This window comes from Dyella koreensis, assembly GCF_044904565.1.
In the GTDB taxonomy this organism is placed as follows: domain Bacteria; phylum Pseudomonadota; class Gammaproteobacteria; order Xanthomonadales; family Rhodanobacteraceae; genus Dyella_D; species Dyella_D koreensis.
In genome coordinates this window covers 26142-41765 of record NZ_JADIKD010000010.1, presented here as the reverse complement: position 1 = coordinate 41765, position 15624 = coordinate 26142, and the positions used below count along the sequence as shown (strand labels likewise).

Annotated in this window: 12 protein-coding genes; 11 read left to right on the top strand and 1 reads right to left on the bottom strand. The window is 62.7% G+C overall.

Annotation, left to right across the window (positions count from 1 at the left end):
* Positions 1–33: 33 nt before the first annotated feature.
* The 5 genes from ISS97_RS09910 (at position 34) to ISS97_RS09890 (ending at position 5050) form a co-directional block, all read left to right on the top strand.
* The gene (locus ISS97_RS09910) at positions 34–1803 is read left to right on the top strand and encodes a cation:proton antiporter (RefSeq protein WP_379986847.1); all 1770 of its coding nucleotides are present in this window, start codon (positions 34–36) and stop codon (positions 1801–1803) included.
* A 172-nt stretch (positions 1804–1975) separates the two neighbouring features.
* Entirely contained in the window at positions 1976–2740 is a 765-nt protein-coding gene (locus ISS97_RS09905) for an FKBP-type peptidyl-prolyl cis-trans isomerase N-terminal domain-containing protein (protein ID WP_379986848.1), read from the top strand.
* Between the two features lie 138 nt (positions 2741–2878).
* Positions 2879–4216 carry a UDP-glucose dehydrogenase family protein gene (locus ISS97_RS09900; RefSeq protein WP_379986849.1) on the top strand — a complete coding sequence of 446 codons (1338 nt, stop codon included), beginning with the start codon at positions 2879–2881 and terminating at the stop codon, positions 4214–4216.
* A gap of 1 nt (position 4217) precedes the next feature.
* Positions 4218–4436 carry a SlyX family protein gene (locus tag ISS97_RS09895; protein WP_379986850.1) on the top strand — a complete coding sequence of 73 codons (219 nt, stop codon included), beginning with the start codon at positions 4218–4220 and terminating at the stop codon, positions 4434–4436.
* 29 nt (positions 4437–4465) lie between these two features.
* On the top strand, positions 4466–5050 hold the full coding sequence (locus ISS97_RS09890; RefSeq protein WP_379986851.1) for a DUF2058 family protein: 585 nt from the start codon (positions 4466–4468) through the stop codon (positions 5048–5050).
* 59 nt (positions 5051–5109) lie between these two features.
* On the opposite strand, the gene ISS97_RS09885 is transcribed toward ISS97_RS09890, so the two are convergent.
* Positions 5110–7170: a 3-hydroxyacyl-CoA dehydrogenase NAD-binding domain-containing protein gene (locus ISS97_RS09885; protein ID WP_379986852.1), complete on the bottom strand. Its 2061-nt coding sequence runs from the start codon at positions 7168–7170 to the stop codon at positions 5110–5112.
* A 203-nt stretch (positions 7171–7373) separates the two neighbouring features.
* Between ISS97_RS09885 and ISS97_RS09880 the strand changes: the two genes are divergently transcribed.
* The 6 genes from ISS97_RS09880 to lepA all read left to right on the top strand — a co-directional run bounded on the left by ISS97_RS09880 (position 7374) and on the right by lepA (position 15551).
* On the top strand, positions 7374–7868 hold the full coding sequence (locus ISS97_RS09880) for a hypothetical protein (protein ID WP_379986853.1): 495 nt from the start codon (positions 7374–7376) through the stop codon (positions 7866–7868).
* A 12-nt stretch (positions 7869–7880) separates the two neighbouring features.
* Positions 7881–10430, top strand: coding sequence for a putative bifunctional diguanylate cyclase/phosphodiesterase (locus ISS97_RS09875; protein WP_379986854.1), 2550 nt, complete (start codon positions 7881–7883; stop codon positions 10428–10430).
* 242 nt (positions 10431–10672) lie between these two features.
* Positions 10673–11269: an RNA polymerase sigma factor RpoE gene (gene rpoE / locus ISS97_RS09870; protein ID WP_379986855.1), complete on the top strand. Its 597-nt coding sequence runs from the start codon at positions 10673–10675 to the stop codon at positions 11267–11269.
* Positions 11266–11922 carry a sigma-E factor negative regulatory protein gene (locus ISS97_RS09865; protein WP_379986856.1) on the top strand — a complete coding sequence of 219 codons (657 nt, stop codon included), beginning with the start codon at positions 11266–11268 and terminating at the stop codon, positions 11920–11922. Before rpoE ends, ISS97_RS09865 begins: the two co-directional genes overlap by 4 nt.
* 129 nt (positions 11923–12051) lie before the next feature.
* The gene (locus tag ISS97_RS09860) at positions 12052–13575 is read left to right on the top strand and encodes a DegQ family serine endoprotease (protein ID WP_379986857.1); all 1524 of its coding nucleotides are present in this window, start codon (positions 12052–12054) and stop codon (positions 13573–13575) included.
* A gap of 185 nt (positions 13576–13760) precedes the next feature.
* A complete protein-coding gene (gene lepA / locus ISS97_RS09855) occupies positions 13761–15551 on the top strand; it encodes a translation elongation factor 4 (protein ID WP_379986858.1) in 1791 nt (596 codons plus the stop codon).
* The last annotated feature ends 73 nt before the right edge of the window (positions 15552–15624 follow it).

Below are 15624 nucleotides of genomic sequence, written 5' to 3'. Positions count from 1 at the left end.
TTAGTCTTGCGGTGATTCGCAGCGGGACCCTTCATGCACGCATTGCAGTTCATCCAGGACCTTGCCACGGTCATGCTGGTCGCCGGCCTGACTACCGTGATTTTCCAGCGGCTGCGGCAGCCAGTGGTTCTTGGCTACATCATCGCCGGCGTATTGGTGGGGCCGTATACCTTTCCGGTGGTCTTCATTCACGACGAAGGCACTATCCGCACCTTGTCCGAACTGGGCATGATTCTGCTGCTGTTTGCGCTGGGCCTGGAGTTCAGCCTTAAGAAGTTGCGTGAGGTGGGCGGAGCCGCGCTGGTGGCTGCGCTGTGCGAGATCGTGCTGATGGTGTGGATCGGCTACGAGATCGGCCGCTTCTTCGACTGGAGCACGATGGATTCGCTGTTCCTTGGCGCGATGCTGTCGATCTCTTCGACCACCATCATCCTCAAGGCGCTGGACGATCTGAATCTCAAGCGCGAGCGCTTTGCGCAGCTGATGTTCGGCATTCTGATCATCGAGGATGTGCTGGCCATCGTGCTGATGGCGCTGCTTACCGGTATTGCCAGCACAGGTGATCTGGAAGCGGGGCAGGCTATGGAAGCCATTGGACGGCTTACCTTGTTCCTGGCGGTGTCGCTCGTGGTGGGGCTGCTGCTGGTGCCGCGCGTAGTCGACTACATCGCGCGGGTCAGCCGCGATGACGTGCTGTTGGTGGCGGTGCTCGGACTCTGCTTCGGCTTTTGCCTGCTGGTGACCGAGATGGGTTACAGCATCGCGTTGGGCGCTTTCTTGATTGGTGCCATCGTGGGCGAGTCCGATAGTGTCGAGCGGGTCGAGCGCATCATTGTGCCGGTGCGCGACATGTTCAGCGCCATCTTCTTTGTCGCCATCGGCATGCTGATCGATCCGTCGCTATTGGCGCAGTACGCCGTGCCTATTCTGGTGGTAACGGTGGTGGTGGTGCTCGGCAAGGTGATCACGTGCAGTTTCGGGACCTTCGTGGCCGGCAATGACGGCCGCACGTCGCTGCGGGTAGGTATGGGGCTGTCGCAGATTGGCGAGTTCTCGTTCGTGATTGCCTCGCTGGGCCTGAGCCTGAAAGTGACGAGCGACTTCCTGTATCCGGTGGCGGTCGCGGTATCCGCGATCACCACTTTTCTGACTCCATATTTGATCCGCAGCGCGGATCCTCTGGCTGGGGTTCTGGAACGCCGCCTGCCGAGCGGCCTCACCGGTATGTTCACCGCGTATACCGACTGGATGGGCAGCCTCAGCCTGAGCGGGCAGGGGGCGATGGTGATGAAGATGATCCGCCGGCTGGTCTGGCACGTGATCATCAACATGATGCTGGTGGTGGCCGTCTTCCTGATCATGGCCTACTTGTATCGCCGCGGCTTCTTCCATTGGCAGTTGTTCGCGGACCGGCCGCAGGTATCCCGTACGCTGGCCTGGTCCGTGGCAGCGCTGCTGTCGTTGCCGATGATCGTGGCGACGTATCGCAAAGCTGCGGCACTGGGCATGTTGCTGGCTGAGCTGAGCATCCCTGAGCGGGTGGGGGGCAGTCACAACGTGCGTATCCGTGCCGTACTGGCGCGCATCATTCCCTTGGCCGCGATGTGGGTGCTGGGCCTGCTGGTGGCGGCCCTGGCGTCCACGATCCTGCCGCCGCGTGAAGTGGCACTGGTCTTGCTGCTGGTGGGTTTGATCCTGACATGGCTGCTATGGCGGGTATTGGTGCAGGTTCATGCTCGGCTGCAGGCCGCGCTGCGCGACACGCTGGAACGGGATGGGCGCCCTGGCGGCGGCCATTTCTAGGCATTTCGCAAAATGCCACGATGAAATTTATGACGTGAACCTTTATCTGGAATGCGTGTCACAGCCGCTGCTCGTTGCTAAGACCGGGAAGCCGCCGCACAATGCGGGGACTGCCTCCATCGGGGAGGCCCGTCCGGTGAGCACCGGGACATCCAACACGAGGGAGTTTCAAATGAAGCAATTTTCGCGTCCCACGCTGACGGCTGCCGCTTTGGCGGTTGCGCTGGGCCTCACTGCCGGCGTGCACGCCCAGGCTGCCAAGTCTGCCGCCCCGGCTGGTGCCGTCGACAAGACCAAGGCCAGCTACGTGGTGGGTTGGGACCTGGCCAGCCAGTTGCCCCCGCTCGTGCGCGAGGAAGTGGATCCGGCCACGGTAGGCCGTGCTGTCCAGTCCGCCCTGTCGGGCCAGAAGCCCACCATGAGCGAAGCCGAAGCCAAGCAGGTGCGTGACGCCTTCGTCGCCAACCTGCAGACCAAGGCCAAGGCCGAGTACGAGAAGGTCGCCGCCAAGAACAAGACCGACGGTGACGCTTTCATCGCCAAGAACAAGACCGCTGCGGGCGTGAAGAGCACCGCGTCGGGCCTGCAGTACCAGGTGATCAGCCAGGGCACCGGCGCCCGTCCGGGTCCGAACGACACCGTGCAGGTGAACTATGTCGGCTCCTTCGTCAACGGCGAAGTGTTTGACGACTCGTCCAAGCACGAGGGCAACCCGGGTCCGGCCTCGATCCCGCTCTCCGGCGTGATCCCGGGCTTCCGCGAAGGCCTGCAGCTGATGCAGGTGGGTGGCCACTACAAGCTGTTCATCCCGTCGAACATCGCCTATGGCGCACAGCCGCAGAACGGCTTCCCGCCGAATTCGACGATCATCTTCGACGTGACCCTGGTGAAGACTGGCCCGACTCCGGCCGGTGGTGATCAGGGCGGCGCGAAGTAAGTATCGGCCGTTTGCTGGAAACAACGACGGGGCGCGAAGCGATTCGCGCCCCGTTGCTTTTTGGCGGTCCTGCCTCGCAGGCGTCATGAATGGGCCTGCTAGAATTACGGGACTCTGTTCCCCGGAATTTCCGCGACAATGAAAGTCACCATATTTGGCACCGGCTATGTAGGTCTGGTCACCGGTGCCTGTCTGGCCGAGATGGGCAATCACGTGGTCTGCGTCGATATCGATGCGGCCAAGGTGGAGCGCCTGAAGCGTGGCGAGATGCCGATCTACGAGCCGGGTCTGGAGCCGATCGTCAAGCGCAATTACGCCAGTGGCCAGCTGGATTTCACCACTGAGGCCGCACCCGCCATCGCGCACGGCCAGGCCATCTTCATTGCCGTGGGTACACCGCCGGACGAAGATGGCAGCGCCGATCTGAAATACGTGCTGGGCGTGGCCCGCACCATCGGCCAACATCTGGACCGGTATGCCGTAGTGGTGAACAAATCGACGGTGCCGGTGGGCACTGCCGATCGCGTGCGGGAAGCGATCGCTGCCGAGCTGGCCGCGCGCGGCGCGAATGTTGAATTCGACGTGGTGTCGAACCCAGAGTTCCTGAAAGAAGGCGACGCCGTAGAGGATTGCCTGCGTCCCGATCGCATCGTGATCGGCAGTTCCAGCGAGCGCGCCGTGAATGCGTTGCGCAAGCTCTATGCCCCCTTCAATCGCAATCACGACCGTACCGTCGTGATGGATGAACGTTCCGCCGAACTGACCAAGTACGCCGCCAACGCGATGCTGGCGACCAAGATCAGCTTCATGAACGAAATCGCCAATATTGCCGAGCGCGTAGGTGCCGATGTGGAGCTGGTGCGCCAGGGTATCGGCTCGGATCCACGCATCGGCTATCACTTCATCTATCCGGGTGCTGGTTATGGCGGTTCGTGTTTTCCCAAGGACGTGCAGGCGCTTGAGCGCACCGCGCGCGGCGTGGGATACGAGGCACGCCTGCTTAGCGCGGTCGAGGCGGTCAATCACGACCAGAAGACCAAGTTGTTCGAGTTGATCTCGCGCCACTTCGACGGACAGCTCAAGGGCAAAACGATCGCGCTGTGGGGCCTGGCCTTCAAGCCGAATACCGACGATATGCGCGAGGCTTCCAGCCGACGTTTGATGGAGGCTCTGTGGGAGGCTGGCGCGTCGGTACGTGCTTATGACCCCGAGGCGAGAGAAGAAACGCACCGCATCTACGGCGACCGTGCCGACCTCACGCTTTGCGATGGCGCTTATCAAGCGCTGGACGGCGCGGACGTGCTGGCGATCGTCACTGAATGGAAGGCGTTCCGCAGTCCGGACTTCGCGCGCATTCGCAGTGCGCTGTCTAGTCCAGCGATTTTCGACGGGCGCAATCTTTACGATCCTGCGGCGGTCGAAGAGGCCGGGCTGGCGTACTACGGCGTAGGCCGTGGCCGCAGCCTGAGGCAGTGACGTGTCGACGCTATCGCTCGAGCAGCGTCTCACCGAGCTGGAAGTACGGCTCACCTTCATCGACGATACGGTGAACGGGCTGGCTTCCGTCGAGACGGAACAGGCCCTGCGTATCCTGGCGCTGGAGCAGATGATCCGCGATCTGCGTCAGGAGCTGGCATCGGTGCGCGGCGGGCAGTCGCACGACCCGCATAGCGAACCGCCGCCGCCACACTACTGATCCACACTACGTATTACAGGTTTTCGAATATGGCCGATTCCCTGCGCGATCAGCTGCTCAAGAGCGGCATTGTCAAACAGGTCCGCGAAGAAAAGCGCCAGGCAGCGCCACAGGGTGGCAAGCCGGCGAACAAAAGCGGTGGAGTTCCACGTCACGGCGGCAACAAGCCACAGGGGCAGCGCCATCCGCAGCAGGACAAGCGTTCCGCCGAGATCGATCTGGCCAAGGCGTATGCGATCCGCAAGCAGACCGAGGCCACCGAGCGCAAGCAGGCGGAGCAAGCTGCGGCCGAACAGGCGCGGATCAAGCGTGAGCAGAAGCAGAAGATCCAGCAACTTCTGCAAGGTCAGTCCTTGAACAAGGCTGACGGCGAGCAAGTACGTCACTTCGAATACGGCGGCAAGATTCGTCGCGTGCATGTCGATGACGCCCAACTGGTGGCGCTCAATGTCGGCGAGCTAGGTGTGGTGCAGCAGGCCGGACGCTATTTCATCGTCACTCGTGCCATTGCCGAGCAGGTTCGGGAGATCGATCCCCAACAGCTGGCGCTGCTCGTCGATCCGAATGACGCTGGCGTGGGTGAGGACGGCGTGCCCGACGACCTCATGTGGTGAGCGGCCCTGAGCCGACACCACAGTAAAAAAGCCCATGCTGTTGCACGGGCTTTTTGGGTTCAGGCCTCCGGTGGCTGACTGAGTACCGGTAAATCCCAGCCATTCTTCGGCGCGAAACGCTCGCCGTAGCGCTGGGCCAGACGCTCCAGCTTGCCCTTGATCACGCCAGCGCCTTCGCTGCGCAGATACTGGATCGGGCCGCCGCGGAACGGGGCGAAGCCGGTACCAAAGATCACTCCGGCATCGAGCAGATCGGCGTCATCCACCACGCCATCAGCGAGGCAGGCCACGGCCTCGTTGACCATCGGCAACAGCATGCGGTCCTGCAAGTCTGCGGGTACCACGTAGTCCGGGTCCACTTCGGGCTTCTGCGGCTTGCCGTCCTGCCAGACATAAAGACCCTGGCCATCCTTCTTGCCACGCTTGCCGGCGGCGAGCTTGTCGTCCAGTCCCGGCGGCAGCTCAAGGCCCAGGAAAGGGGCCAGTTCCTTGCCGACCGAAGCGCAGACGTCGAGGCCAACCGTATCGGCCAGTTCGATCGGCCCCATCGGCATGCCGAATTTCTTGGCTTCCTTGTCCAGCACCGGACCCGGCACGCCTTCGCTGTACAGGCGCATGGCCTCGAGCAGGTAGGGCATCAGGATGCGATTGACCAGAAAGCCCGGCGTGCCCTTCACTGCCACGGGCAATTTGCCGATGGCCTTGCAGAAGGCGAGTGCGCGTTTTTCTACGGAGGGATCCAGTCCGTCGTGGCGCACCACCTCCACCAGCGGCATCTGTGCCACCGGGTTGAAGAAGTGCAGGCCGAGGAAACGCTGCGGTGCCTTCAAACCCTGGCGCAACTCGTCCAACGGAATGCTTGACGTATTGGTGGCCAGCAATTCATCGGCCTGGAACTGCGGCTCGATGCTGGCGTATAGCGCCTTTTTCGCTTCGGCGTTTTCGAAGATGGCTTCGATCGCCAGATCGGCTGAGGCCACGCCCTTGCCTTCGACATCGGCGCGCAGGCGACGCATGACGGGCTCGATCTTCTCCGGCGTCTTGAGCTTCTTTTCGTAGAGCTGGCGCGCACGATCCAGTGCAGGCTGGATGAACTTCATCTCGCGATCCTGCAACGTGACCTGGAAGCCCTTGAAGGCGGCCCAGGCGGCGATATCGCCGCCCATGACGCCGGCGCCGACCACGTGTACGTGCTCAATGCCGTGCTCGACCCCGCTGCCTTGTCCCTTGAGGCGCTCCTGCAGCAGGAAGATGCGGATCAGATTACGTGCTGTGCTCGTCTCCGCCAGTTTGGCGACCGAGCGGGCCTCCAGTTTCAGGCGCTGCTGGATGCTGGAGCCGCCGCGTTGCCACACGCTGATCAAGGCGAACGGGGCAGGGTAATGCTCCTTGCGTACTTTGGCGGCGGTCTGCTTGATCACCATCGGGGCGATGATCTGGCGCGCCAGCCAGGTATTAGTGGCCCATGCCCGGGCGCGCTGCGCCAGCGGGCGCGTATGTGGGCGGCGCAGCAATGCGCGCGCCTCGGCCAACAACTCGTCCGGTGGTGCTAGTCGGTCGACTACGCCCAGTACCAGCGCACGTTTGGCCGAGAGTGCCCTGCCGGTGAGCATCACGGGCAAGGCCTCGGGTGCGCCGATCAGGCGCGGCAGCCGTGCGGTGCCACCCCAGCCGGGGTGGATGCCAAGCATGACTTCGGGTAGGCCGATCTTGGTCTTGTCATCGTCGGCGGCAATGCGCTGGCGGCAAGCAAGGATCAGTTCGGTGCCACCGCCCATGCAGGCGCCATGTATGGCAGCCACGGTCGGGCAGGGCAGGCGGGCCAGGGATTCGAATACGCGCTGGCCGTTCTCGATGTTTTCCAGCACTGTGCCTTGCTTGGCGTACTCCACGAATTCCCTGATGTCAGCGCCTACCGCAAAGCCGCCCGGCTTGGCCGAATGGATCAGCACGCCGGCCGCTTTCTCGATCGACAGCCGTTCCACGATCTGGCCCAGCTCGTCCAGCACCTCCCGGGACAGCGCGTTGACGCTGCTGTTGGCCCGGTCGAGAGTCAGGGTAACGATGCCCTTGTCATCCAGGTTCGTCTTCCAGTGGTTGAAGCGCAATCCTTCGAACATGGTGGTCTGGTCCAGCTTGGAAAGCTTCGCACCATACCCTCCCGTAGCGTCGATTGCGAGATGGGTGGAGAGCGTCCGCTGGACCTATGAAATTCCCGTAAAACGGCGCCTTGTGCGCTGACGCAAGAAACCCGGAAGGGATTTTGGACAGCCTGTGTCCGGCGTCTAGGCGAATGTCTCGCGACCGCGTAATTTAGGTTGAAATGAACACTTCGATTGCAGCTCCCTCTATCCAGCCCGGCGCCGATGTCCTCGAGCGCATCCTGGGTGCGCGCAGTTGCCTGATCGCGCTGGAGGATGCTGACAGCGAGGCGTTGATCGGCCAGTTCCGCACCTTGGTCAGGCGTACCGGTCAGACGGTGTATCTATGGAGCTCCGATCAGGGGCTGAGCAACCTGCGCGACGAGCATGCGGAGAACCCGGGGAGTCAGCGGCTTGGGCACGTGCTGCGCTATATCCAGCAGAGCAACCACTTCGGCGTTTATCTGCTGCGGCAGTTGCCTTTGCCGATCGCTGCGCCGGAGGTTGCTCTGTTGCGCCAGATGGCGCGTACGCCGACGGGTCACGTGCGCCGGATCGTCCTGCTTGATGCACCCAAGAGTCTGGTCGATGGTCTTAGTGACGTCATCGTGCGTTTGAGTTGTCTGGTCAAGCCCGCGCAGCGCCCCCGTCTGCGTGATGGCCGTTGGCTGCTCTGAAGGCCCATGCCGATGCATGCTGGAATCATGGTGGTGGCGGCGCAGCGAGAGATACGTCGCGCTGTTTTCGATGCACTCGATCACGAGGGTCATCTCGCTGTGCATTCCGCGCGGGATACCACCCACGCGGGCATTTTGCTGGAGGGGCGGTCGCCGCTTGCGCTGGTGGTCATGGTGCTGGATGGCGACGCCCGCGATGCCTTGGCATCGGTGGAGCAGCTACGGCGGCTTCCCGCCTGCGTCAATGCACCCTTGATCGCCGTGTTGTCGGCGGATGCGTCGTTGAAGCCAGTGCAACTGCCGGCGGGCGTATCCGACTGGCTGTATGCCTCGCAGATCCAGAGTGAGCTGATTGCCCGCTGGCATCGCCTGCAGCGCATGAGTCCGCCAGTGGGAGATGCTTCGGTTGGGACCGTGGCGACGGAGGCCGGGGATTACCGCTTTGCTTTCGATGAGATGGAAAGCGAGTGGCTGATCGTCGATGCGGCGCGAGGGCGCATTCTTGAATGGAGTCCCGCCCTGGTCAGGCGTAGTGGCTTGCCGGGTGACCGCTTGCTCGGACAGCCAGTGACCGAGCTGCTTTCTTTTCCGCAAACGCCGATCGAGCAGGTGATGGCTGACGGCTCGCGTCACTGGCATGCCTGCCGACGCCGCTCCCTGCAGGGTTTCGATAGCGGCGAGGCGAGTGTGCGCCAGGTGCGGCACGGGGGACGCGACGCCGTTGCTCTGGTGTTCCGTAGCGACCGCGCCGAAGCGCGCGCGGAAGTGGCGCTTTCTCTGCTGGCTCGTCTGTTCGGTACCGGCAGTGGCGATGACAGTCTGTCCGCGGCGGCCACGCTGTTGTACGAAGAAATGGGGCTGGATTATCTAGCCGTCTGGTCGGCGCGACCGGAAGACGGTGGTGCTCCGCTACAGCTCGCCCAATGTTGGAGCGGCGACGAGCAGCTTTGGCCCGGCCCCCAGTTGCAGAGTTCATTGCGTCTGGTGCTGGCCGGTCAGACCATGCTCCACCCCGGCGATGCGCGACGTCTGGCGGCAGTGGACCCCTTGTTGGAGCAGCTCGGGTTAAGCGGTTTTGCCGGCTTGCCTCTGCTGGACGAGCGCAACAGTGTGCTGGGCGCCTTGCTTGTCGGTACGCGTCAGCCGTTCGGCGAGCTGGCGATCATTGAGCCGGTGCTGCGCTGTGCTGCTGTGCGTTTCGCGCATGCGCTGGAGCTGCGCCGCACCCGGGAACAGGGGCGCGCCGAGGGGCTGCTCGATGCGTTGACCGGCCTGCCGAATCGCCTGCTGTTCAATGATCGTCTGGACACGATCATCCGCGAAGCCAACCGCACCGGCGAATGTTTCGCCATGCTGTTCGTCGATCTGGACCGCTTCAAGACCATCAACGACACGCTCGGCCACGCCGTGGGCGACCAGGTCCTGGTCACCACCACGCAGCGACTGCGTACCAGCGTGCGCGCTTCCGATACGGTGGCGCGCTATGCCGGTGACGAGTTTGTGGTGATTCTGCGCCATATCGTGAAGAGCGAGGATGTGCTGCGCGTCGCCGAGAAGATCGTGCAGGTGATGGAAGCGCCCCTGCGTATCGACGATGGCACCGAGTTGCAGGTCACCGCCTCGATTGGCGTTAGCTTCTTTCCGGACGACGCGCCGGACGCGGAAACTCTGCTCAAGCACGCTGACGAGGCGATGTACGCGGCCAAGAGTCTGGGCCGCAACAACTATCAGATCTACGAAGTCAGTGCCGAACAGGCCCAGCAGCAGAATATGGCGCTCAAATCGGGTCTGCGCCATGCCGAGCACAACGGCGAGCTGCGCGTGTTCTATCAGCCGCAGGTGGATGCGGTGACCGAAGACATCGTGGGCATGGAGGCGCTGGTGCGCTGGGAGCATCCGGAGCTTGGCTTCATCGGTCCGGGTTTCTTTATCCCGCTGGCCGAGGAAACCGGGCTGATCGTCTCCATTGGCGAATGGGTGCTGCGCACCGCTTGTCGCCAGGCGCAGGAATGGGAGCGCAAGTTCGGCCTGCGTCTGCGCCTGGGGGTAAATCTGTCCGCGGTGCAGTTGATGCAGCCGAACCTGCTGGAGATTGTGTCGTCGGCACTCGACGAGAGCGGGCTGGATGCCAACCTGCTGGAAATGGAAGTTACCGAAAGCATCAGTATCAAGGCGGCGCCCAATCTGGTGGAGAACCTGCATGGGCTGCACCGCCTGGGTTGCCGCATTGCCATCGACGATTTCGGTACGGGCGCCGCCTCGCTTGACTACCTGCGCAAATTGCCGGCCGATCGCATCAAGATCGACCAGAGCTTTGTGCGCAACATCGGTGTCGATCCTGATGATGAGGCTATCGTGCGCGCCACCATCGAGATGGCTCACCGCCTCAAGCGCGGGGTGGTGGCTGAGGGCGTGGAGATAGAGCAGCACCTGCAATTTCTGCGCGCCAACCGCTGTGATGAGTTGCAGGGGTATCTGTTCTGCCGTCCGCTGCCCACGCCCACATTCGAGAAGCTGCTGCTCGAGCGCCAGCGCTTGCTGACGGCAGAGGCAAGCTCCTGACGTTGCCCGGCGAGCGCTTGCGGGAGGTTGGCATGCCCCCATATCTCCGGAGGGGTAGGCCAATCATTCGCTGACGCGTTGGATAGGACATCCAAATCCCCCGGCGGATGCCGTTTAGCACTGGGCTGCCATTGGATGGGCCAGCATGCTGAACTTGGCGGTACGATCCTTGTCATAGCGGATCGACCTAAGCCGGCGGCATCCTGAAACGAGTGGCAGCAGTGACGAAGGAGACGGCCCGGATGGGCGAAAACGAACTGGACAGCGCACTGGTCGAGCGGGTCCAAAAAGGGGACAAGCGGGCATTCGACCTGCTGGTACGCAAATACCAGCACAAGGTCATCGGCTTGATTTCCCGCTATGTGAACAGCTATGCCGAGTGTGAGGACATCGCGCAGGAGGCCTTTGTGCGCGCGTGGCGTGCCATCGGCTCCTTCCGCGGCGAAAGCGCTTTCTACACCTGGATGTACAAAATTGCCGTCAATACCGCCAAGAACCATCTGGTGGCGATGGGGCGGCGTCCGCCAGCCGACGACATCGCGGTGGAAGATGCCGTTTTCGTGCCCGGTGCCGACCGCATGTATGAAAGCGCAACCCCTGAGCGCGAACTGATGCGACAGGAGATTGAACAAACGGTATTTTCCACTGTCCAAGCGCTGCCCGAGGAGCTGCGGACGGCCATTACACTGCGTGAAGTGGACGGCCTCAGCTACGAAGAAATCGCCGAGGCGATGGGCTGTCCGATCGGTACGGTGCGTTCGCGTATCTTCCGGGCACGAGAGGCAATCGACGAGAAATTGCGGCCGCTGCTATCGGACCGCGAGGACCTGACTCCATGACTGATACCCATCGCGAAAATCTCTCCGCTGGCATGGATGGCGAGCTGACCCAGGAGGAACTCCGGTTCCTTCTGCGTCGCCTCGATCATGACTCCGCCCTGCAACAGGCCTGGTCGCGCTATCACCTGGCGCGCGACGGTCTGCGCCGGCAGTTGCCACCACCGGCTTCCAGCGGATTTTCTGCACGAGTGATGCTGGCGATCGAGCAGGAGTCGGTTGTGGCCGAAGGCGGACGGCGCCGGCACTGGCTGCGCTGGTCGGCCGGTGGCGCCATTGCCGCCAGCGTGGCGGTCGCTGCGCTGATGGTGGCGCAGCCGGTGGGGCCGGGTAGCGACGGTAGTGCTGCGGCGCCACAGGTAGCTTCTGTCAATCAGGCACATAGTGCCGTGCGTGTTGAAGCTCCCGCGGCTCGTAGCGCGACGACGCCTGCCGCCGCCCCTGCCTGGCTCAATCAGTATGCCGGCCTGCCTTCCGAGCTGACCCAGCAGGCTTCGGCCACGCTCGATAGCGGAGACAGTACCTTCCTGTATTCGCGCAATCGCCTGAATCCCTATCAGGTCGAACGGTATCGTGCGATCAACAACGGCGATGGCAGCTACCTGCTGTTGTTGCATCCCGAACAGAAGCCGCAGCAGCAACCCGCGGCGCAATGACCGAACGACGTGTTTCTGCGTCGTCGCGTCCCCGTTTCATCCCCATCGGCCACGGCCAGCCCGCTTAGCGGGCTGGTTCGTTCGTGCCCGTGATGTCCAGAGAAATCAGTAAAACCCAGGAGAACGTCAATGAATCGACCGACTTTGCGTCGCGCGGTGTACGGCGCGCTGGTTAGCCTTGCCGTAGCCGGCGCAGCCCACGCTCAAACAACCCAGGCTCAAGCCGGCACGCCAGTTGCGTCAGCAACGCCCGTGGCGAGCCTGCCCGACTTCACCGGTATCGTGCAGAAGAATGCGCCGGCCGTAGTGCACGTCGAGGCCAAGTACTCCGGCAAAAGCGCCCGGAAGAGCCGTTCGGCGCAAGCACAGGGGCCCGGTGGCATGCCGGACGACCCGCAGATGGAAATGTTCCGCCGTTTCTTCGGTATGCCGATGATGCCTTCGCCGGAAGAACAGAAGCGCACCTCGCTCGGCTCGGGCTTCATCATTTCCAGTGACGGCTACATCCTGACTAATACGCATGTGGTGGACGATGCCGACACCGTCACCGTGCGCCTGCAGGATCGCCGCACGCTTACCGCCAAGGTGATCGGCAGCGATCCGCAGTACGACATCGCATTGCTCAAGGTGGACGCGGGCGGCAGCCTGCCTATGGTGAGCATCGGCGATTCGCGCAACTTGAAGCCGGGCCAGTGGGTGCTGGCGATCGGCTCGCCGTTTGGCTTCGATTACACCGTGACCCAGGGCATCGTGAGCGCAGTGGGACGCAATCTGGGCAGCCAGGACCAGCCTTATACCTCCTTCATCCAGACCGACGTGCCGATCAACCGCGGTAACTCCGGTGGTCCGCTGTTCGATCTGCAAGGGCGCGTCGTGGGCGTCAACTCGCAGATTTATTCCAACACCGGCGGCTATCTGGGCGTGGCTTTTTCCATTCCGATCGACGTGGCCATGAACGTGGTCAAGCAAATCAAGGAAAAGGGCTATGTCACGCGTGGCCAACTGGGCGTAGGGATGCAGCCAATCACCGACGAGATGGCGAAGGCTTTCAAGCTGGGCAATGCCTCGGGCGCAGCCGTTACTCAAGTTACGCCGGGAAGTGGTGCCGAGAAAGCTGGCTTGCGTCCGGGCGATGTCATTCTTGCCTATAACGGACAGGCCATCGGTCAGGTCGCCGATTTGCCGCCGCTGGTCGGCATGACGCCGCCGGGCAGCAAGGCAACCTTGCAGATCCTGCGTGATGGCAAGAAGCAGGACGTCTCGGTCACCATCGGTGAGATGAAGCGCGACGGTAAGGCGGCGCTGGCTTCCGGTGGTGGCAATAGTGATGCTCCCGCGGCGCGGGGCGGCTCCACTGCGTTGGGTCTGGCCGTGGAAGATGTCGACAGCGACACCCGTCAGCAGCTGGGACTGAAATCCGGTGAAGGCGTGCTGATCAGCAATATCACCGGCCCGGTCGCGGCGCGTGTGGGTCTGCAGCCGGGCGACGTGATCCTGATGGTCAACCAGCAGCGCGTGAGCAATGCCGCGGGTTTCCGTGAGGCCACCAAGAGTGTGAAGCCGGGCGATACGGTGCTGCTGCTGGTGCGCCATGGCGACCAAAGTGGTTTCGTCAGCCTGACCATACCTTCGGGCAAGGACGACGAGGGTTGATGGAGCGGGGCGGGGTGGCCGCCTGGGCCGCTCCGCCGCCGCAGTCCGAGAGACCTGCCCGGGAGCCATTTTGACCGGGCATCCGGTGCCTTCACATTCCATGCGATAATGCCGGGTTCGTATCCCCATCCCGGAGATACGCTGCCTGCGCACCGCGCAGGCGGTGAACGCAACCAGCGTGTTCCATGGACCTGATCCGCAACTTCTCCATCATTGCCCATATCGATCACGGCAAATCGACTCTCGCCGACCGCATCATCCAGATCTGCGGCGGTCTGAGCGAGCGTGAGATGGAGGCGCAGGTGCTCGACAGCAATCCGATCGAGCGCGAGCGCGGTATCACCATCAAGGCCCAGTCCGTATCGCTGCCGTATACGGCGCGCGACGGCAAGACCTATCAGCTCAATTTCATCGACACTCCCGGTCACGTCGACTTTTCATACGAAGTCAGCCGCTCGCTGGCCGCTTGCGAAGGTGCATTGCTGGTGGTGGACGCCGCGCAAGGCGTGGAGGCGCAATCCGTCGCCAACTGCTACACCGCGGTGGAGATGGGCCTGGAAGTGGTGCCGGTGCTCAATAAGATCGACCTGCCCACCGCCGATCCGGAAAAGGTGAAAGGCGAGATCGAGGCGGTGATCGGCATCCATGCCGAGGACGCCGTGTCGGTGAGCGCCAAGACCGGTCAGAACGTGACCGAGGTGCTGGAAGCCATCGTCGCGCGCATCCCGCCACCGAAGCCGCGCGATACCGATCGCCTGCAGGCGCTGATTATCGATTCCTGGTTCGATAACTATCTCGGCGTGGTGTCGCTGGTGCGCGTCATGCAGGGCGAAATCAAGCCGGGCGACAAGCTGCTGGTGATGTCCACCGGCCGTGCCCACGAGGTGAGCGAAGTCGGCGTATTCACGCCCAAGCGCAAGAAGCTCGACAAGCTTTCGGCGGGCGAGGTGGGCTGGATCAATGCTTCGATCAAGGACGTGCACGGCGCGCCGGTCGGCGACACGCTGACCCATGCCGGCAAGCCTGCCGACAAGCCGTTGCCCGGCTTCCAGACCATGCAGCCGCGCGTGTTCGCCGGCCTGTTTCCGGTCTCGGCGGATGACTATCCCGCGTTGCGCGAAGCGCTGGACAAGCTGCGCCTCAACGACGCCGCGCTGTTCTTCGAGCCGGAGAGCTCAGAGGCGATGGGCTTCGGTTTCCGCTGCGGCTTCCTCGGCATGCTGCACATGGAAATCGTGCAGGAGCGTCTGGAACGCGAGTACGACCTCGACCTGATCACCACCGCGCCCACCGTGGTCTATGAAGTGGTCAAGACCGACGGTTCGGTGATGCAGCTGGATAACCCGGCCAAACTGCCGCCTCTGCCGCAGGTTGTGGAAATTCGCGAACCGATCATTGTCGCGAACATCCTTACCCCGCCGGACTACATCGGCAACATCATCACGCTCTGCGAAGAGAAGCGCGGTATCCAGCGCTCCATCCAGTATCTCGCTACCCAAGTGCAGATCAGCTACGAGCTGCCGCTGGCCGAAGTGGTGCTGGACTTCTTCGACCGTCTCAAGTCGGTATCGCGCGGCTATGCCTCGATGGACTACCACTTCGAGCGCTTCGAAGCGGGTCCGTTTGCGCGCGTGGACATTCTGATCAATGGCGACCGCGTGGATGCGCTGTCGCTGATCATCCACCGCAGCCACGCCGACCGCCGCGGCCGCGATCTGGTGGAGCGCATGAAGGACCTGATTCCGCGCCAGCAGTTCGACGTGGCGATCCAGGCCGCCGTCGGCGCGCAGGTTATCGCGCGCTCGACCGTGAAAGCTCTGCGCAAGAACGTTCTGGCCAAGTGTTACGGCGGCGACGTGAGTCGCAAGAAAAAGCTGCTCGAGAAACAGAAAGAAGGCAAGAAGCGCATGAAGCAGGTCGGCCGCGTGGAAATCCCACAAGAGGCCTTCCTTGCCGTGTTGAAGGTGGATAAGTAGATATAAATGTAGATGGGGAACAGGGGGCAGGGAACGGGAAACGGGTAAGCAGGGCCTTACGGCTCAGCTTGAT